Here is a 17,251-nt window from a genome sequence, read left to right as displayed (position 1 = left end):
AGGATGGGGCAAGAGATGGACAAGCAGGCGCAGAAGACTTACGGCAAGGTGACCCTCATCGGGGCAGGCCCCGGTGCGGCAGACCTCATTACGGTGCGTGGTGCACGGCTTTTGGGCGAAGCCCAGGTGGTGCTGCACGATGCACTGGTGTCGCCGGAGATGCTGGCCTGGTGTCCGCAGGCGGAACTGGTGGAGGTGGGCAAGCGCTGCGGCCAGCGCTCCACCGCGCAGCTGTTCATCAACCGGCAGATCGTCGACCTGGCCAGCAAGTACGAGCGCGTGGTGCGCCTGAAGGGCGGCGACCCGATGCTGTTTGGCCGTGCCGACGAGGAGCTGCAGGCGCTGGAAGCGGCCGGCATCGAGTATGAGGTGGTGCCGGGCATCACTGCCGCGCTGGCCGCTGCGTCGGCCATCGGCAAGCCGCTGACCAAGCGTGGCGTGTCGCGCAGCGTGGCGTTTGCCACGCAGGCCAAGGCCGCGGACGGCGAGGGCTCGCCCGATATCGAAGCCGCGGTCAAGGCCGATACGCTGGTCTACTACATGGGCCGCGACCAGGCCGCCTCGATTGCCGCGCAACTGATCGCGCACGGCAAGCCCGCGTCGACGCCGGCATGGGTGGTCGAAGCCGCCACCACGCCGCAGCAGCGCAGCCGCGAATTCACGCTTGGCCAGATGGCGGCGGGGGAAGCGGCGGCCTGGATCGATCCGGTGCAGCCGAGTCTGCTGATGATCGGCGCGGCACTGGCCGCACGCGCGACGGAAGCGCCGCGCGACGAAGCCGGCGAGACCATCGACCGGACGCCGCGCGCCGCCTGACTCTGCACGATCCCCGAAAAACAAGAAGCCCTGTGACGGCATGTCGCCGTCACAGGGCTTTTGTCATTGGGAGGCCGGGTCAGGCCTGTCCGGTAGCGGCGCCCGGCAGCGAGGCGATGCAGTAGGCTGCGATCGCATCCAGCACCGCATCCGCTTCGCCCACCGCGGTGGCGCAATGGATGCGCAGGCGGGGATGGGTTTGCCGGCATTGGTCGAGCAGCGCGGGCAGGTCGCGCCGCAGGTGGCCGCCCTGGCCGAAGAACACTGGCACCACCGTAACCTCGGTCACGCCGTTTGCCGCAAGATCGGCCAGCGATTCCGGCAGGCTGGGCGACATCAGTTCGAGGAAGGCCAGCCGCACCTCGCACTGGGGCAGGGCGGTGGCCAGCTTCTGCTGCAGGCGGTCGAATGGTTCACGCCAGCGTGCATCGCGCGCACCGTGCGCGAACAGTACCAGGGCCTGGGCGGAGGCGGTCATGGCAGTGCGTCCGTCAGTGCCGGCTCAGTGACGATCCACCCAACGCAGCGCCAGCAGCGCCACCATCAGGTAGAGCGTGCCTGGCACCAGCGCCGAGATAATCGGCGGCCACGTATGCAGCAGCCCCACGTGCGAGAACAGCGTATTCGACAAGTGGAACGACAGCCCCAGCATGATGCCGCCGAACACCTTGACGCCGACCGCGCCGGCACGGGCGTGCAGATAGGCGAAGGGCAGGGCCAGCGCCACCATCACGAACAGCGTCAGCGGATAGATCACCTTCTTCCAGAACGCGATCTCGTAGCGCTGCGTGTCCTGCTTGTTGTCGCGCAGGTGGCGGATATAGCGGAACAGGTCCACCGTCGACATGCGCTCGGGCGTCACCAGCAGCACCGACAGGATCTGCGGCGTCAGCTCGGAATGCATGGTCACGCGCGGGAATTTCAGTTGCTCGGCACGGAACACCGGCGCCAGCGCGTCGCTGCGCGCGGCGGGCTGTGCCGCCTGCGTCGGTTGCGCCGTCTTGGCCAGCTCGGCAAAACGCGTTTCGCTGACGTTCTGCAGCTCCCACGACTGGCCGCCCTGGTAGCGCCCTTCCTGCGCCACGCGGATCACGCGCAGGCGGTACTGGGGATCGAATTCGTAGATCGTGATGCCGGTGATGGTCTGGTCCGGACGCAGCCCCGCCACGTTGACGAAGCGGGTGACCTCGCCGCCGTCGGTGGCGTCCTTGTCGCGGTCCTTGACCCAGACCCCGGAGCGGAAGCCCGCGGACACCGTCGCGCCGATCGCCTCGAGCTTGACCTTCTGCGCATACTGCTCCGCACGCGGGCCAATGAATTCCCCGAAGATAAACGTCACCAGCGCCAGCGGCACCGCCAGCTTGAACAGCGAGAACAGCGCCTGGCGCGTGTTCAGGCCGGCCACGCGGAAGATGGTGTACTCGGACTGGCTGGCGAGCTGCGAGAACACGTAAATCGCGCTAATCAGCACCGCGATCGGCAGCACCTCGTAGACCCGCGTGGGCGCCTGCAATAGTACGTGGAACAGCGCCACCAGCGAGGTGTACTTGCCGTTGACGCTCTCCAGCTCGCTGAGCATGTCGAAGAACACGAACAGCGACAGCACCGCGAACAGGATAAAGGCGAACACGCCATAGACCAGCCGGCCGAAGTAGCGTTCGTAGACGTGCAGGATCCTCATGCCCGGCCTCCGGTGGCTACGGCACGGCGGCGCAGGCCGAACACGGCCCTCCAGCCGCCCAGGCTGCGGTTCTGCCGGTAGCGGAACAGCATCAGCGCCCCCAGGAACACCACCAGGTGGATCGGCCACCACGCCAGCCAGAACGGGATCGCGCCCGAGCGCACCCATGACTGCGACAGGTTGATCAGGTTGCTGTAGGTCAGGTAGATCAGCACCGCGAACACCAGCGGCGTGTAGCGGCCCAGGCGCGGGTTCACGTAGGCCAGCGGGATCGCGATCATCACGAAGTTGAAGGCCAGGATCGGCAGCGACATGCGCCACACCAGCTCGCCCAGGTTCTCCGGCGTCGGATTGCGGATCAGGTCGATGGTGTCGCGGCTCTTGGGCGGCAGGCTGGCCTCCGACTCAGGCGGCTTGCTGTCCACCTTGACCGCATAGCGTTCGAACTCGACGATGCGGTAGTCGATCTGGCCGGGCGTGCCGGAGTAGCGGCGGCCGTTCTCCATCACCACCAGCCGGTCGCCGTTGGGCATGGTCTCGAACTTGCCCTGGTGCGCCAGCGCCACGCCGATCTTGTCGGCCTCGGAATTGGCCACGAAGACATTGCGCGCATGCTTCATGTCGGCGTCGATGCCCTCGATGAACAGCACGTAGTTGGCCTTGGCGGGCTCGATAAAGCGCCCGGCGGCGATCATCGAGATCACGCCGCGCTGCTCGAAGCGGTCGCGAAAGAGCGCACTCTGCTGGTTGGCCCACGGCCAGGCGAACACGCCCAGCAGCAGCGACAGCACGATGAGGGGCGCGGCGAACTGCAGCACCGGCTTGATAAGGTCGCGCAGCGAGATGCCGGCCGAGAACCACACCACCATCTCCGAATCCTTGTACCAGCGCGTGAGCACGATCAGGGTGGAGATGAAGAGCGTGGCCGACAGCAGGATCGACAGGTAGCCGATGGTGGCCAGGCCGATCAGCATCAGCACGTCGTTGGGGCTGGCCTTGCCGTTGGCGGCCAGGCCCAGGATGCGGATCACGAGCGACGTGAGCATGAAGGTCAGCATCACCAGGAACACCGCCCCGGCGGTGTAGGCGAGCTCGCGTCGCAGGGCTTGTTGAAGGATCATGCGGGTTCGGTTCCGGTCTGCCGGCCGGAGCGGGCGATGTGCCGTGCAAGATGTGCCTGGGAGAACAGCTGACAAGACAGCGGGCTGTCAGCGGGACGGATCAGCAGCGGCAGGTCGCGGGTGAAAATCGCGGATAATGGAGGCTTTCGTGTCTAACGAGCCCCTGGAAGGAAGCGCGATGGAATTTAGCACAAAAGCCCTGGATTGGAGCAAAGCCGGCCAAAATGGTTTCCTGGCGACCAAGACCGACTGCCTGGTCGTCGGCCTGTTCGAAGGCCAGAACCTTGCCGGCGTGGCCAAGGCGCTGGACGTGGCGACGAAGGGCTTGGTGGCGCGGCTGGTCAAGCAGGGTGACTTCGAGGGCAAGCGCGGCACGCACCTGATGCTGCACGAAGTCGCCGGCGTGGGCGCCGCGCGCGTGCTGCTGGTGGGCCTGGGCAAGGAAGCCGAGTTCTCGGACAAGGCCTTTGCCGATGCCGTGCGCACCGCGGTGCGTGCCTTGTCGTCCACGCGTGCGGCCTCGGCGCTGTGGTGCCTGGCGCAACAAGCCCCGCAGCAGCGCGATGTCGCCTGGTCGGTCATCACCACCATCACGCTGGTGCGCGACGCGGGCTATCGCCTGCTGGAGCGCCACCCCGGCCTGAAGCGCGCCAATGCCCACAATGCCGCCAACGGCAAGCCCAACGGCACTGACAAGTCCTCGCTGCGCAAGGTCGTGATCGCGGTGGACAGCGACGACGCCCGCGCCGCCACGCAGGCCGCGGTGCGCGGCACCGCCATCGCCAACGGCATGGAACTGACGCGCGACCTGGGCAACCTGCCGTCCAATATCTGCACCCCAACCTACCTGGCCAACACCGCGCGCGGCATCGCCAAGCGCCACAAGCTCAAGGCCGAAGTGCTGGGCCGCAAGCAGATCGAGGCGCTGAACATGGGCGCCTTCCTCGCCGTGACCAAGGGCAGCGAAGAGCCGCCACAGTTCATCGTGCTGCGCTATGACGGCGCCGGCGCCAAGCACGCACCGGTGGTGCTGGTGGGCAAGGGCATTACCTTCGACACCGGCGGCATCTCGCTCAAGCCGGGCGAGGGCATGGACGAGATGAAGTACGACATGTGCGGCGCGGCTTCGGTGCTGGGTACCATCCAGGCCGTGGCGGAAATGGGACTGAAGCTCAACGTGATCGCCGTGGTGCCGACCTGCGAGAACATGCCCAGCGGCATCGCCACCAAGCCGGGCGATGTCGTCACCAGCATGTCGGGCCAGACCATCGAGATCCTGAATACCGACGCCGAAGGCCGCCTGATCCTGTGCGATGCGCTGACCTACGTGGAACGCTTCAAGCCGGCCGCGGTGATCGACGTCGCCACGCTGACCGGTGCCTGCATCATCGCGCTGGGCCATGTCAACAGCGGCCTGTACGCGCGTTCCGACCTGCTCGCCGACCAGCTGCTGCAGGCCGGCCGCCGCGCTATGGACACCGCCTGGCGCCTGCCGCTGGACGACGAGTACCAGGACCAGCTCAAGTCCAACTTTGCCGACATGGGCAATATCGGCGGCCGTCCGGCGGGCAGCGTCACCGCGGCCTGCTTCCTGTCGCGCTTTACCGAGAAGTACGACTGGGCCCACCTGGACATCGCCGGCACCGCGTGGAAGAGCGGCGCGGCCAAGGGCGCCACCGGCCGCCCGGTGCCGATGCTGGCGCAGTTCCTGATGGACCGCGCGGCCTGACCGCGGCGCGCAACACAGGCATCGACAGTCCATGACGCGCATCGACTTCCACAGCAACGTGCCGGACGTGCTCGGCTATGTCTGCCGGCTGGTCCGCAAGGCCTACGGCGCCGGGCAAAAGGTGGTGATCCACGGGGCGCCGGCGCAGCTGGCGGACCTGGACGCTCGCCTGTGGACATTCTCGGCGCTGGACTTCCTGCCGCATTGCGGGCTCGAGAGCCCCAATGCGGCCGTCACGCCAATCCTGCTGGCCGCCACCACCGAGGGCGTGCCGCACCACCAGCTGCTGATCAACCTGGCCGACGAGGCGCCGGCACAATTTGCCAGCTTCGAACGCCTGATCGAGGTGGTGGGCGCCGGCGATGCGGCCCGCGAGGCCGGCCGCCAGCGCTACCGCTTCTATCGCGAACGCGGCTATCCGCTGACGCACCACGACATCGGCCAGCCCAAGGGAGACGCCACATGAGCGAACGCACCACCTCGCGGGTGATCCCGCGGCCCGGGCCCAACGACAGCATTCCGTTGCTGACCGAGGTTGTCGACCTGCCGGATGTGGAAAAAACGGGGGAAACGGCGGCGCCGGCCGCCGCTGCGCAGGAGGGGGTGATCGATACCTTCGGCATGGCCGAATCCGGTCTGGTCATGCATGTCGGCGATACGGGCGATGCCGTGGAGGACGAGGGCGTCGCACCGGCATCGGCTGCAGATACGGGCGAGCCGGGCGAGGACGACTTGCGTGCCGTCCGCACCGAGTTGCTGACGCGCGTGATGATGCGCTTTCGCACCGAGTGGCCGCAGGTGGTGGCTGCTCACACCGAAGCCACGTTGCAGTCGCGGCTGGCACCGCTGACGGCGCAACTGGCGAGCGAGCTGACGCAGTCGCTGGAAGCGCGGCTGGTGGAGTGGCTGGATGCGACGCTGGAAGAGATCGAGAGGACGCCGGGCGGGGATTGAGCCTACGGGTCATTTCCAAGAAAAAAGCCTGCGAGCGATCGCAGGCTTTTTTGCATCAGCGCGGACGAAGATCAGTCCGTCACCGCCCCCTTGCTCGCCGTCGAAGCCAGCTTCGAGAACTTGGCCAGCACCCCACGGGTATAACGCGGCGCCGGCTGCTTCCAGTTGGCGCGGCGCTTGGCCAACTCTTCGTCGGCCACGTTCAACTGCAGCAACAGCTTGTGCGCATCGATGGTGATCGAGTCGCCTTCCTGCACCAGCGCGATAGTGCCGCCCACGTACGCTTCCGGCGCGACGTGGCCAACCACCATGCCCCAGGTGCCGCCCGAGAAGCGGCCGTCGGTGATGAAGCCGACCGACTCGCCCAGGCCCTTGCCGATGATGGCCGAGGTCGGGGCCAGCATTTCCGGCATGCCGGGGCCGCCCTTGGGGCCGAGGTAGCGCAGTACCAGGATGTCGCCGGCATTGATCTTGTCGGCCAGGATGGCTTCCATCGCGCTCTGCTCGTCCTCGAACACGCGCGCCGGGCCGGTGATGACCGGGTTCTTCAGGCCGCTGATCTTGGCGACCGCGCCTTCTTCGGACAGGTTGCCCTTCAGGATGGCCAGGTGGCCCTCGGCGTAGAGCGCCTTCTCGATCGGCAGGATTACGTCCTGGTCGGCACGCGGGGTGTCGGGCACGTTTTCCAGTTCTTCAGCCAGCGTGCGGCCGGTGATGGTCAGGCAGTCGCCGTGCAGCATGCCGGCCTTGAGCAGGATCTTCATGACCTGCGGAATGCCGCCTGCCTTGTGGAGGTCCGTTGCCACGTACTGGCCCGACGGCTTCAGGTTGCAGATCACCGGCACCTTGCGGCGGATCCGCTCGAAGTCGTCGATGGTCCATTCCACTTCGGCGGCATGGGCGATCGCCAGGTAGTGCAGCACGGCGTTGGTCGAGCCGCCGGTGGCCATGATCAGCGCCACGGCGTTCTCGATCGACTTGCGCGTGATGATGTCGCGCGGCTTGATGTCCTTCTTGATGGCTTCCACCAGCACGCGCGCCGATTCGGCGGCGCTGTCGACCTTCTCCTGGTCCGGGTTGGCCATGGTCGACGAGTACAGCAGCGACATGCCCAGTGCCTCGAACGACGAGCTCATGGTGTTCGCGGTGTACATGCCGCCGCACGAGCCGGTCGACGGGCAGGCATTCTTTTCCACGCCTTCGAAGTCTTCTTCGCTCATGCGCCCGGCGGTGAATTCGCCCACGGCCTCGAACGACGACACGATGGTCAGGTCCTTGCCCTTCCAGTTGCCCGGCTTGATGGTGCCGCCGTAGACATAGATGCCAGGCACGTTGGTGCGAGCCAGCGCGATCATGCCGCCCGGCATGTTCTTGTCGCAGCCGCCGATCACGACCACGCCGTCCATCCACTGGCCCTGCGCGGCGGTCTCGATGCAGTCGGCGATGACTTCACGCGAGATCAGCGAGTACTTCATGCCCTCGGTGCCCATCGACATGCCGTCCGAGATGGTCGGGGTGCCGAACACCTGCGGGTTGGCGTCCGATGCCTTGATGGCGTCGATGGCCGCATCGGCCAGGCGCTGCAGGCCGGCGTTGCAGGGGGTGATGGTCGAGTGCCCGTTGGCGATGCCCACCATCGGCTTGTCGAAGTCTTCCTTCTTGTAGCCGAGTGCGTAGTACATCGAACGGTTGGGGGAACGCGCCACGCCTTGCGTGATGTTCTGCGAGCGTTTGTTGAATGCCATGGTGGGGAATCTCCGGGGGATCTTCAGTGCCGCCCTGCGCGGGTCGCATGTGCAAATGGCGCACGGCGGCGATGTTGTGGCCGAAAGGATGCCGCTTGCGTTTTGGTGTGTCAAATATATTATTTGACCTTTATTGAGTCGAAAAACATATCAGGAGCCGGATTGGACCTGCGCCAGCTGCGTTACTTCGTCACAGTGGCCGAAGAGTTGCATTTCGGCCGTGCGGCCCGTCGCCTGTCGATGACGCAGCCGCCGCTGTCACAGCAGATCCAGGCGCTTGAAGAGGAAATCGGCGTGCAGCTATTCGTGCGCACGCGCCGCTCGGTGGTGCTGACGCCGGCCGGCCAGCAATGGCTGCCTGAGGTGCGCCGGGTGCTGGCCGACGCCGCGGCGCTGCCCGGGCTGGCGCAGCGGCTGGCGCGCGGCGAGGTGGGGTCGCTGTCGCTGGCCTTCGTCAGTACGGCCGACTACGGCATCCTGCCCGATCTCTTGCGGAGCTTCCGCGCTCGCCACCCGGAAGTGCAGTTGCAGTTGCGCGAGGCCACCAGCGACGTGCAACTCGAAGCGCTGATGGAAGGCGCGATCGACGCCGGCCTGGTGATCCGCCCCCAGCTCCCGACCATGCCGCACGGGCTTGCCTACCTGCCGCTGGTGAGCGAACCGCTGGTGCTGGCCGTCCCGGACGGCTGGCGCCCGGCGGGCGGGGTGTTCGCGGCGAATGGCACTGTCTCGCTGCGCGAGGCGGCCCACGAGCCGCTGATCATCTTCCCGCGCCGAAGCGCCCCGGCGTTTTATGACATCATTACGGGCTACTATGCGCGCGAGGGCCTGGCGCCGGTGATCGCGCAGGAAGCCATCCAGATGCAGACCATCGTCAGCCTGGTGTCGGCCGGCATGGGTGTGGCGCTGGTGCCGTCGTCGCTGTGCAACCTTCGCCGCACCGGCGTGTCATACCTGGCGCTGCGCGAGACCGGCCCGCAGATCGAGACCGGCCTGGTCTGGCGCGATGGCGCGCCCACTGGTGCGGCCGGCGCCGCCGGCGTGGCGCCGGTGCTGCGTTCCTTCATCGAGATCGCGACCGCGCTCGCGCACGAGGCGGCCGCCGCTGCCGGGCCCGAGCGACGCTGACTACGTGCGGGCCCAGGCCCGTCCCCAACTCCATTCACGCCAACATGCTGATTCATCCCCAGTTCGACCCGGTTGCCATCCACCTGGGCCCGCTTGCCATCCGCTGGTACGGGCTGATGTACCTGGCCGGGTTCATCATGTTCCTGGGCTTCGGGCGCCTGCGCATCCGCCAGCCGCATATCGCGGCCAAGGGCTGGACCACGCGCGACCTGGACGACATGCTGTTCTTTGGCGTGCTGGGCGTGATCCTGGGCGGGCGGCTGGGCTACGTGCTGTTCTACAAGCCGTCGTACTACCTGGCGCACCCGCTGGAGATCTTCAAGGTGTGGGAAGGTGGCATGGCCTTCCATGGCGGCTTCCTGGGCGTGATCGTGGCAATGTGGCTGTTCGGCAAGCTGCGCCGGCGCCACTGGATGGAGGTGACCGACTTCATCGCGCCGATGATCCCGTGCGGGCTGGCCGCCGGGCGCATCGGCAACTTTATCAACGGCGAACTATGGGGCCGTGCGACCGACCTGCCGTGGGGCATGATCTTCCCGCAGGCGGGCGACAACATCCCGCGCCATCCGTCGCAGCTCTACCAGTTTGCAGGCGAAGGCGTGGCGCTGTTCATCATCCTGTGGCTGTTCGCGCGCAAGCCGCGGCCGATGGGCGCGGTCTCGGGCGTGTTCCTGATCGGCTATGGCGTGTTCCGCTTTGCCGCGGAGTTCGCGCGCGAGCCCGACAACTTCCTCGGGCTGCTGGCGCTGAAGATGTCGATGGGCCAGTGGCTGAGCCTGCCGATGATCCTGGCCGGCATCGCCATGGTGATCTGGGCCTATCGCCGCCAGCCCGGCGCGGACGCGCCGCAGCCGGTGGCCTGAGCGGCCGGCGCCGCAGCGCTTACTTGCCGGCGCGGCGCAGGGCCTCGATCCGGGCGCGGGTTTGCGGGTGCGTCGACAGGAAGTCCTGGCGGTGCTCTGCCTCGGTGTCCGACGCCGCACCGCGACGGTTCTCCAGCCTGACCAGCACATCGGCCAGCGCCGCGGGCGGCAGGCCGTTGCGCTGCATGACCGCGATCGCAAAGTCATCGGCTTCGCGCTCGTGGTTGCGTGAATAGCGCAGCGTCAGCATGGCGGCCGGCACGCCGGCCAGCACCGTCGAGATATCCCCGAACAGGTAGGCCGACAGCACGCCCAGCGCGGATGCCTGGATCACCTGCTGCAGCCCGTGGCGCAGCGCCACGTGGCCGGCCTCGTGCGCCAGCACGCCCATCATGCCGGCGCCGGTGCCGGCCAGGCTGACCAACTCGTCGGTGACCACGATGGTGCCGCCGGGCAGCGCCAGCGCATTGGCACCGAGTTCTCCGCCTTGGCGGAACAGGATCTGGTAATCGTGCCCGGCATCGTGCGGACGCACCAGCGCGGCGAAGCCGGAACGGATGCGCTGCTGCTCGGCAGCCGGCAGCTGCGACGGCTTGACGATGCCATTGTCCAGGCTCGCCAGTGTCAGCCTGCCGAGGTGGGCCTCGACCTGCGCCGGCACCGCACGCGCCATCACGCCCGCCCCCCACGGCAACAGCACGTAGTAGCCCAGCACCAGCACCGCCAGCAGCGTGGCCAGCGCCAGCCCGGCCACGCGCCAGCTGTTTTGCGCGCGCGACACCAGCCCTTCGCGATGGCCGCTCGCGGCCAGCATATGGTCGAAGGCGGCGTGGTCGGTGATTTCGCAGAAGGCGCCGTCGGCAAAGGTGACCAGCCGCGGCGCGCGGCGCACGCGTTCGGACACGCGCACGTCCGACAACGGCGCACGGCGCAGCTCGGCGCCGGTGTCGTCGCGCAGCACCGCCTGCTGCGCCTCCACCGCCAGCGTGGCGGGGTGCGCGCGCGAGGTGCGGCCGTCGAAGAAGGTGACGGAAATCATGGTGCTGGCGATGGGGCGCCCGGGTTCAGAGCGCGATGTCGATGTCGTACCAGTCTACCGCCGCCTCGCCCAGCGCCCCGACTTGCTCGGCCTCGCCGGCGATGAAGCTGTCGAGCGGGCCCGCTGCCAGCATCGTTACACATTCGAGCCGGTAGCGCGCCGCGCGCACCCGGGCAAAAGGCAGGTACAGGCCCAGCGTCAGCGCGATGGCGAGCAGGTTGGTGACAAAGATAAAGACCATGCGCCCGGCCCTGACCTCGCTGCGGAACGCGTGCGGCGCCAGCGTGGTGTGGCTCCACACGATGTTCTGCAGGCGCGCCATCAGGTAGGGGCTGACCGCCAGCAGCGCCAGGTAGAAGCCTGCGATGCCGATGCCGAACGACAGCGCCGCGCCGAGTCTGCCTGACGCGCTCGCGCCCAGCACCAGGCTGCCCACCGCCGCGATGGCGACCACCGCGACCATCATGCCGAAGGCGCGCAGGTAGACGCCGTAGAAATCGCCCGCGTCCGCGCTGAAGGCAAACGGCGCCGTGCCGAAGCGCGTATGGTTGTGCTGGTAGCGTTTGAAGCGCTGGTGCGCCAGCGGGCCTAGCAGGCCCAGCGTGAACACCGCCGCCAGCGGCCACAGCACGAACACCTTGTAGGCCTCGGCATCGCGCCCGGCAAAGGCGAAGCGCAGGCCGCGGTAGCTGGAGTTGGCCATGCGGAAGCGCAGCGAGCGCACCAGCAGCAGGGGGAACACCGCCAGCAGCGCGACCAGCATCGCCAGCGAAAGGAAGGGCGACACATTGGTCGCGACCTGGAACGCGAACGCCAGCGCAACCACGATGGCCCGGCCCTTCAGGATGGCCGAGGGCTTGCCGTGGTAATCGAAGCTGGCGCCGTCGAGCCGGGTATTGCGATAGAAATACTGCAGCGTGCGCACCTTGGCCCAGGCCGAATAAAAGCCGAAGGTGACGATGCTCAGCAGCACATTGACGATCCAGATGCGGAAATACTCCGAGCCGCTGCCGGTAAAGGAAAGGCTCAGGGGCCGTAACGCGCCATCGTGCGGATCGGCGGGGGCCGGCGGGGCGGAGAGGGTGAAATCGCTACTGCCAGCGTGCATGGCGCAAGCTCCGGATGTGTTGGAAAAGCGACGGCAAGAGAAAAGAGGCGTTTGCTCCGCTTCATTTATGAAACAAAATAATTTGGTACCTTTGCGGCGTGCCGCACACATTCTCGCATCGATAAACAAAGGCTACGGCACATTCTGCATATGCATTTGCCGCCAGTCGATTTCTCTCGTCGGCGCTGTGGGAAAACCCTCGTAACATGCCGGAAACATCCTGTTACACTAGACGTATCCTGTAACAAGTTTCGGATAGTAGTCATCAATGGAATCAGGGACTTAGCATCCCTGGCACGTTAATCGCTAACTATCCTGTTACAAGATGAGCGGCATGCCACAGGCCGCCAAGGGGGAGCGCGAGGGAGGATCCAGGCATGGCCCGCAAGGGCGGCACAGCCAGCGCGCTTCACGAAAATACAAGGGCAAAAGGGAAAATCCGCGCGTCAGCGCGTCTTCAAAGGGGTGGCGCCGGGCCAGCGCCAGGTTGTTCAATGACCCACGCGGCAGACACTGCTATCAGTGCCTGCCTGCGATGAAGCAGTCTGGCAGTTCTTTCAGGCGCGGGCGTTTCCTTGCAGGGAGGCTGGGAAACGTCCGCCGCACCTCTCCCGCCGGTGCATTCTCCGGCAGCCAAAATCCCCACGCCGAATACCGCAATCCCCGTCCGGGCTGGTTTGCGCCGCAACATCGAAATTGCTTGTATCGTTCGCGGCCTAATCCATAATTATGAATTATGACGACCGGGGCGCATTCGCGTGGCCGGCGCAGAAGGGGATTGGGGTCCCTCGATCCTCGCATTCATCCCGGGGTTGGGCATGCGCATCATCCAGCAGGCGTTGTACCTGGAAGTGGCGGACCGGCTGCGCGCCATGATCGACGCGCACACGCTCGCGCCCGGCGCCTGGATCGACGAAAGCGCGATGGCCGAAGCGCTGGGCATCTCGCGTACGCCGCTGCGCGAGGCGCTCAAGGTGCTGGCCGCCGAAGGACTGGTGCGGCTGGAGCCGCGCCGCGGCTGCTTCGTCAACGAGCTGTCCGAGCAGGACCTGGACGAGATCTTCCCGCTGATGGCGCTGCTGGAAGGCCGCTGCGCCTTCGAGGCCGCCCAGAACGCCACGCGCGCCGACCTGGACGCGCTCGAGGGGCTGCATGCCGACCTGGCGCGCTATGCGCAGGCCGGCGACATCGACGCCTACTACGAGACCAATGCCCAGATCCATGAAGGGATCCAGCGGCTGGCGGGCAACCGCTGGCTGTCGGGCCTGATCAGCGACCTGCGCAAGGTGCTGCGGCTGTCGCGCCACAAGAGCCTGAAGCTGCCAGGCCGGATCCACGAATCCTGCGCCGAGCACCTGTCCGTGTTCGCCGCGCTCAAGGCGCGCGACGCGGAAGGCGCCGAGGCGATGATGAAGACCCACCTGCTGCGCCAGCGCGTCGCGCTCAAGGCGCTCGATGCCGGCGGCGCCGATGCGCAGGCCGGCCGCGCGCCGCCCGCGCTTCGCGTGGCGGTTGGCGAGGAGTAAGGGCAGGGCACGCACGCCGCAATGGAAACAGCCAGTTCCTTCACGTTCCGATCGATGCACCAAGGCAGGCAAGGCATGAATTCCTTCGACACGGTTGACCAGAAAATCAGCGCACCGCTGGGCGAGAGCGAGCCGGCGGGCACGAATTTCCTGTCGCGGCTGGGCCGCTGGTGGGGGCGCAAGGGCGAGGGCGAAAACAAGGCGCCCACCGCCACGCCTGCCGATGGCGAGGCGCCGCTGGCGCCGCGCGTGGCGCGCCGCCAGCGCGAGCAACTGCGGCTGTGCTTCGATGCGCGCCTGACCGATGGCGCCGCCAACGCCGCCGCGCACGCCTGGCAGGCGGAGTATGAAGCGGCCGGGGAGGCCGCGCGGCGCGGCATGCTGGCGGTGCTGGCCGAGGTGGCCAGCGGCAGCGGCAGCGACGACGCTGCGGCCGACGGCGACAAAGGTGCGCGCAGTGCCCGCGTGCACACGGGAAATTCCGGCCTGACCCAGGCGCTCTCCAACGCCCGCATCCGCTTCTTCAAGCGGCTGGCGGCGCTGCACGGCCAGCGCGGCAACAGCGCCTGCGGCCTGCACTTCTTGATCCAGCTGCGCGCCGACATGCTGCGCTGGCAGCGCCGCGTGCCGGGCCTGCGCGCGCTCGACGACGACCTCGAGGCGCTGTTCTCCAACTGGTTCGACGTGGGCCTGCTGGAGCTGCAACCGATCACCTGGGACTCGCCGGCGTCGCTGCTGGAAAAGCTGATCCGCTACGAAGCCGTGCACGAGATCGCCTCGTGGACCGACCTGCGCAACCGGCTCGACTCGGACCGCCGCTGCTATGCGTTCTTCCACCCGCGCATCCCGCGCGAGCCGCTGATCTTTGTCGAGGTGGCATTCGCGCCGGAGATGGCAGCCAATGTGCATACATTGCTCGACGAGGCCGCGCCGCTGGAAGACCTGCGCCGCGTCAAATGGGCGATCTTCTACTCGATCAGCAATACTCAGGCGGGCCTGCGCGGCGTCAGCTTCGGCAACTTCCTGCTCAAGCGCGTGATCGAGGAGGTGCAGCGCGAATTCCCGAAAGTGAAGCAGTTTGCGACGCTGTCGCCGATCCCCGGGTTTGCCGACTGGCTGCGCAAGCAGGACGGCGCGGCCGTGTCGCGCGTGCTCGGCGACAAGCGCGTGGCGCGCTGGAGCGAGCGCCACGGCAACGCGCCAGCGGACGGCGCGGCATGGCTGGAGGCGCTGGCGCCCGATGCCGCCGACGCGGTGACGCGCGATACCGCCATGACCCTGGCCGCGCACTACCTGGTGCGCGAACGCAACCAGGCCATGCCGGCCGACCCCGTGGCGCGCTTCCACCTGGGCAACGGCGCCTGCGTCGAGCGCCTGAACTGGGCCGCCGACCTGTCGCGCAAAGGCCGCAGCCAGAGCTGCGGCATGATGGTGAATTACCTTTACGTGCCCGAGGCGCTGGATGACAATCTGGCACGCCTGGGCGCAGGCAACCCGCGCATCAGCCGTAGCGTCGGGAAGCTGCTGTGACCCTGGTCCGGTCACGGGGATCGCCCCCGCACAGGCGGCGCCTGGCGTGCCGTGTTCTTTTGTCGGGATTCAAGCAGTACTCGGATTGACTTTCCGGAAGAGAGAGAGGAGACATTAGATGAATCGTCGTCAGTTCAGCCTGGCCGCGTGCGCGCGGGCAGCAGGCATGGCTGTGGGTCTGGCAGGCATCAGTGCCGGTGCAATGCTTGCGGCACCCGCCGCACATGCGGACACCTGGCCGTCCAAGCCCGTCACCGTGATCGTGCCGTTCCCCGCCGGCGGCGGCACCGATGCCTTTGCGCGGCCGCTGACCGCGCAGCTGTCCAAGCAGCTCGGCAAGCAGTTCGTGATTGACAACCGCGGCGGCGCCGGCGGCACGGTCGGCGCGAGCATCGCGGCCAAGGCCGCGCCGGATGGCTATACGGTGTTTATCGGCGGCGCCCACCACGCGATTGCGCCGTCGTTCTACAAGAAGCTGGACTACGACATCGAGAAGGATTTCATCCCCGTCACGGTGATCGCCCAGCCGCCGCAGGTGGTGGTGGTCAACCCCAACCGCGTCAAGGCCAACACGCTGCAGGAGCTGATCGCCAACGCGAAGGCCAATCCCGGCAAGCTCAACTACGGCTCCGCCGGCAACGGCTCGGCCCACCACCTGGCCGGCGAGCTGTTCAAGATCCAGACCAAGACCTTCATCACCCATATCCCCTACAAGGGTGCCGGCCCGGCGCTGTCCGACCTGATCGCGGGCCAGGTCGACCTGATGTTCGACGGCCTGGGCTCGTCGGCGCAGCATATCCGCGCCGGCCGCATCAAGGCGCTGGCGGTCGCTTCGAACAAGCGCTCGGCAGCCTTCCCCAATGTGCCGACCGCGGCGGAGGCGGGCGTGCCCAACTATGAAGTGTCGACCTGGTATGCGATGTGGGTGCCCAAGGGCACGCCCAAGGAAATCGTCGACCGCCTGTACGCCGAGACCGAGAAGGCGCTGAACACGCCGGATATGAAGCAGGTCTGGCTCAACAACGGCTCCGAGACGCCGGCCTTCACCCAGGAACAGTTCGCGCAGTTCCTGCGCGCGGAGATCCGCCGCTGGGCGCAGGTGGTGCAACAGTCCGGCGCCAAGATCGACTGAGCAAGATGAGCGGCACCGTCATCTTCGCCACCGCGGACAGCATCGCCACCGTCACGCTGTCGCACGCCGGCAAGCTCAATGCCATCTCCGCGCAGATGTGGCGCGAGCTGGCCGCGGGCTTTGCGCGCCTGTCGGCCGATACCGCGCTGCGCTGCGTGGTGGTGCGCGGCGCCGACGGCAATTTTGCCGCCGGTGCCGACATCGCCGAGTTTCCCGCCGAGCGCGGCGACGCAGCCGCAGTGCGGCACTACCATATGGCCACCATCGCGCCGGCGCTGGCGGCGATCGCCCAATGCCCGCACCCGACCGTGGCGATGATCGAAGGCGTGTGCGTGGGCGGCGGGTTGGAGATCGCCTGTCACTGCGACCTGCGTATCGCCGCTGCGGACAGCCGCTTCGGCGTGCCGATCAACCGGCTGGGCTTCCCGATGGCGCCGGGCGAGCTGCAGGGCCTGCTGGCGCTGGCAGGCCGGGCGGCAACGCTGGAGATCCTGCTCGAGGGCCGTGTCTTCGACGCCGCCGAGGCGCGCGACAAGGGCCTGCTCACGCGCGTGGTCGCGCCCCGTGTGCTGGCGGCCGAGGTCGATGCCACCGTGCGCCGCATCACCGCGGGTGCGCCCGCGGCGGCCCGCATCAACAAGGCCACCATCCGGCGCCTGGCGCCGCTGCCCGCACCGCTGTCTCCCGCCGAACTCGACGCCCACTTTGCCTATGCCGAGGGCGCCGACCACGCGGAAGGGGTGGCCGCCTTCCTCGCGCGCCGCCCGCCGCAATTCCGGGGAGCCTAGCGCCACCCGGTAAGATGCTGCCTTGCCGCGGTTGCCGCCCGAGGGGTGGTGACCGCTTATCCCGTTTATCCCCGAATTCCGCAGTCTTTCG

The 17,251-nt window shown here is 67.4% G+C and carries 16 protein-coding genes; 10 read left to right on the top strand and 6 right to left on the bottom strand.

The window, feature by feature from the left end; translation table 11 throughout:
• The first annotated feature begins 15 nt into the window (after window positions 1-15).
• Window positions 16-816 (top strand): uroporphyrinogen-III C-methyltransferase, encoded by an 801-nt coding sequence (gene cobA / locus K307_RS42505; protein ID WP_042887024.1) that lies wholly within the window; start codon window positions 16-18, stop codon window positions 814-816.
• Window positions 817-895: 79 nt separating this feature from the next.
• Here cobA and K307_RS42500 read toward each other — a convergent pair whose 3' ends face one another.
• From K307_RS42500 to lptF, 3 genes are read right to left on the bottom strand one after another with little or no spacing between them, the layout of a single operon-like run.
• A complete protein-coding gene (locus K307_RS42500) occupies window positions 896-1,294 on the bottom strand; it encodes a sirohydrochlorin chelatase (protein ID WP_042887023.1) in 399 nt (132 codons plus the stop codon).
• 24 nt (window positions 1,295-1,318) lie between these two features.
• Window positions 1,319-2,497, bottom strand: a complete 1,179-nt coding sequence (gene lptG, locus K307_RS42495; RefSeq protein ID WP_042887022.1) for an LPS export ABC transporter permease LptG — start codon at window positions 2,495-2,497, stop codon at window positions 1,319-1,321.
• Window positions 2,494-3,618, bottom strand: coding sequence for an LPS export ABC transporter permease LptF (gene lptF / locus K307_RS42490; RefSeq protein WP_042887020.1), 1,125 nt, complete (start codon window positions 3,616-3,618; stop codon window positions 2,494-2,496). The genes lptG and lptF overlap by 4 nt, the downstream gene beginning before the upstream one ends.
• Before the next feature lie 178 nt (window positions 3,619-3,796).
• Here lptF and K307_RS42485 point away from each other — a divergent pair, with 178 nt between their 5' ends.
• Genes K307_RS42485 through K307_RS42475 form a run of 3 tightly spaced genes read left to right on the top strand, consistent with a single transcriptional unit; the run spans window position 3,797 to window position 6,301 of the window.
• The gene (locus K307_RS42485; RefSeq protein WP_042887018.1) at window positions 3,797-5,347 is read left to right on the top strand and encodes a leucyl aminopeptidase; all 1,551 of its coding nucleotides are present in this window, start codon (window positions 3,797-3,799) and stop codon (window positions 5,345-5,347) included.
• A gap of 31 nt (window positions 5,348-5,378) precedes the next feature.
• A complete protein-coding gene (locus tag K307_RS42480) occupies window positions 5,379-5,813 on the top strand; it encodes a DNA polymerase III subunit chi (RefSeq protein ID WP_042887017.1) in 435 nt (144 codons plus the stop codon).
• On the top strand, window positions 5,810-6,301 hold the full coding sequence (locus tag K307_RS42475; protein ID WP_042887016.1) for a hypothetical protein: 492 nt from the start codon (window positions 5,810-5,812) through the stop codon (window positions 6,299-6,301). Before K307_RS42480 ends, K307_RS42475 begins: the two co-directional genes overlap by 4 nt.
• 71 nt (window positions 6,302-6,372) lie before the next feature.
• Here K307_RS42475 and ilvD read toward each other — a convergent pair whose 3' ends face one another.
• Window positions 6,373-8,046, bottom strand: a complete 1,674-nt coding sequence (ilvD, locus tag K307_RS42470; protein WP_042887015.1) for a dihydroxy-acid dehydratase — start codon at window positions 8,044-8,046, stop codon at window positions 6,373-6,375.
• 162 nt (window positions 8,047-8,208) lie between these two features.
• Here ilvD and K307_RS42465 point away from each other — a divergent pair, with 162 nt between their 5' ends.
• Both K307_RS42465 and lgt read left to right on the top strand, forming a co-directional pair.
• Window positions 8,209-9,174 carry a LysR family transcriptional regulator gene (locus K307_RS42465; protein ID WP_042887014.1) on the top strand — a complete coding sequence of 322 codons (966 nt, stop codon included), beginning with the start codon at window positions 8,209-8,211 and terminating at the stop codon, window positions 9,172-9,174.
• A gap of 44 nt (window positions 9,175-9,218) precedes the next feature.
• Window positions 9,219-10,037 (top strand): prolipoprotein diacylglyceryl transferase, encoded by an 819-nt coding sequence (lgt, locus tag K307_RS42460; RefSeq protein WP_042887013.1) that lies wholly within the window; start codon window positions 9,219-9,221, stop codon window positions 10,035-10,037.
• A 19-nt stretch (window positions 10,038-10,056) separates the two neighbouring features.
• Here the strand turns inward: lgt and K307_RS42455 are convergent, their stop codons facing one another.
• Window positions 10,057-11,076, bottom strand: a complete 1,020-nt coding sequence (locus tag K307_RS42455) for a M48 family metallopeptidase (protein WP_042887012.1) — start codon at window positions 11,074-11,076, stop codon at window positions 10,057-10,059.
• Window positions 11,077-11,101: 25 nt separating this feature from the next.
• Window positions 11,102-12,184: a YjgN family protein gene (locus tag K307_RS42450; protein WP_042887011.1), complete on the bottom strand. Its 1,083-nt coding sequence runs from the start codon at window positions 12,182-12,184 to the stop codon at window positions 11,102-11,104.
• A gap of 818 nt (window positions 12,185-13,002) precedes the next feature.
• Here K307_RS42450 and K307_RS42445 point away from each other — a divergent pair.
• From K307_RS42445 to K307_RS42430, 4 genes are all read left to right on the top strand, one after another.
• Entirely contained in the window at window positions 13,003-13,710 is a 708-nt protein-coding gene (locus K307_RS42445) for a GntR family transcriptional regulator (RefSeq protein ID WP_042888122.1), read from the top strand.
• A 75-nt stretch (window positions 13,711-13,785) separates the two neighbouring features.
• Window positions 13,786-15,240 (top strand): malonyl-CoA decarboxylase domain-containing protein, encoded by a 1,455-nt coding sequence (locus K307_RS42440; protein ID WP_042888120.1) that lies wholly within the window; start codon window positions 13,786-13,788, stop codon window positions 15,238-15,240.
• 118 nt (window positions 15,241-15,358) lie between these two features.
• Entirely contained in the window at window positions 15,359-16,372 is a 1,014-nt protein-coding gene (locus tag K307_RS42435) for a Bug family tripartite tricarboxylate transporter substrate binding protein (RefSeq protein ID WP_042887010.1), read from the top strand.
• Between the two features lie 5 nt (window positions 16,373-16,377).
• Window positions 16,378-17,160 (top strand): enoyl-CoA hydratase/isomerase family protein, encoded by a 783-nt coding sequence (locus K307_RS42430; RefSeq protein WP_042887009.1) that lies wholly within the window; start codon window positions 16,378-16,380, stop codon window positions 17,158-17,160.
• Window positions 17,161-17,251 lie beyond the last annotated feature (91 nt).

This window comes from Cupriavidus necator A5-1, assembly GCF_000744095.1.
In the GTDB taxonomy this organism is placed as follows: Bacteria; Pseudomonadota; Gammaproteobacteria; order Burkholderiales; family Burkholderiaceae; genus Cupriavidus; species Cupriavidus necator_A.
This window is presented reverse-complemented; position numbering and strand designations above follow the sequence as displayed.

Excerpts from the sequence above, each read along its gene's own strand:
- cobA (WP_042887024.1), top strand. The coding sequence starts at position 16 with ATGGACAAGCAGGCGCAGAAGACTTACGGCAAGGTGACCCTCATCGGG.
- K307_RS42500 (WP_042887023.1), bottom strand. The coding sequence starts at position 1,294 with ATGACCGCCTCCGCCCAGGCCCTGGTACTGTTCGCGCACGGTGCGCGC.
- lptG (WP_042887022.1), bottom strand. The coding sequence starts at position 2,497 with ATGAGGATCCTGCACGTCTACGAACGCTACTTCGGCCGGCTGGTCTAT.
- lptF (WP_042887020.1), bottom strand. The coding sequence starts at position 3,618 with ATGATCCTTCAACAAGCCCTGCGACGCGAGCTCGCCTACACCGCCGGG.
- K307_RS42485 (WP_042887018.1), top strand. The coding sequence starts at position 3,797 with ATGGAATTTAGCACAAAAGCCCTGGATTGGAGCAAAGCCGGCCAAAAT.
- K307_RS42480 (WP_042887017.1), top strand. The coding sequence starts at position 5,379 with ATGACGCGCATCGACTTCCACAGCAACGTGCCGGACGTGCTCGGCTAT.
- K307_RS42475 (WP_042887016.1), top strand. The coding sequence starts at position 5,810 with ATGAGCGAACGCACCACCTCGCGGGTGATCCCGCGGCCCGGGCCCAAC.
- ilvD (WP_042887015.1), bottom strand. The coding sequence starts at position 8,046 with ATGGCATTCAACAAACGCTCGCAGAACATCACGCAAGGCGTGGCGCGT.
- lgt (WP_042887013.1), top strand. The coding sequence starts at position 9,219 with ATGCTGATTCATCCCCAGTTCGACCCGGTTGCCATCCACCTGGGCCCG.
- K307_RS42455 (WP_042887012.1), bottom strand. The coding sequence starts at position 11,076 with ATGATTTCCGTCACCTTCTTCGACGGCCGCACCTCGCGCGCGCACCCC.
- K307_RS42450 (WP_042887011.1), bottom strand. The coding sequence starts at position 12,184 with ATGCACGCTGGCAGTAGCGATTTCACCCTCTCCGCCCCGCCGGCCCCC.
- K307_RS42445 (WP_042888122.1), top strand. The coding sequence starts at position 13,003 with ATGCGCATCATCCAGCAGGCGTTGTACCTGGAAGTGGCGGACCGGCTG.
- K307_RS42440 (WP_042888120.1), top strand. The coding sequence starts at position 13,786 with ATGAATTCCTTCGACACGGTTGACCAGAAAATCAGCGCACCGCTGGGC.
- K307_RS42435 (WP_042887010.1), top strand. The coding sequence starts at position 15,359 with ATGAATCGTCGTCAGTTCAGCCTGGCCGCGTGCGCGCGGGCAGCAGGC.
- K307_RS42430 (WP_042887009.1), top strand. The coding sequence starts at position 16,378 with ATGAGCGGCACCGTCATCTTCGCCACCGCGGACAGCATCGCCACCGTC.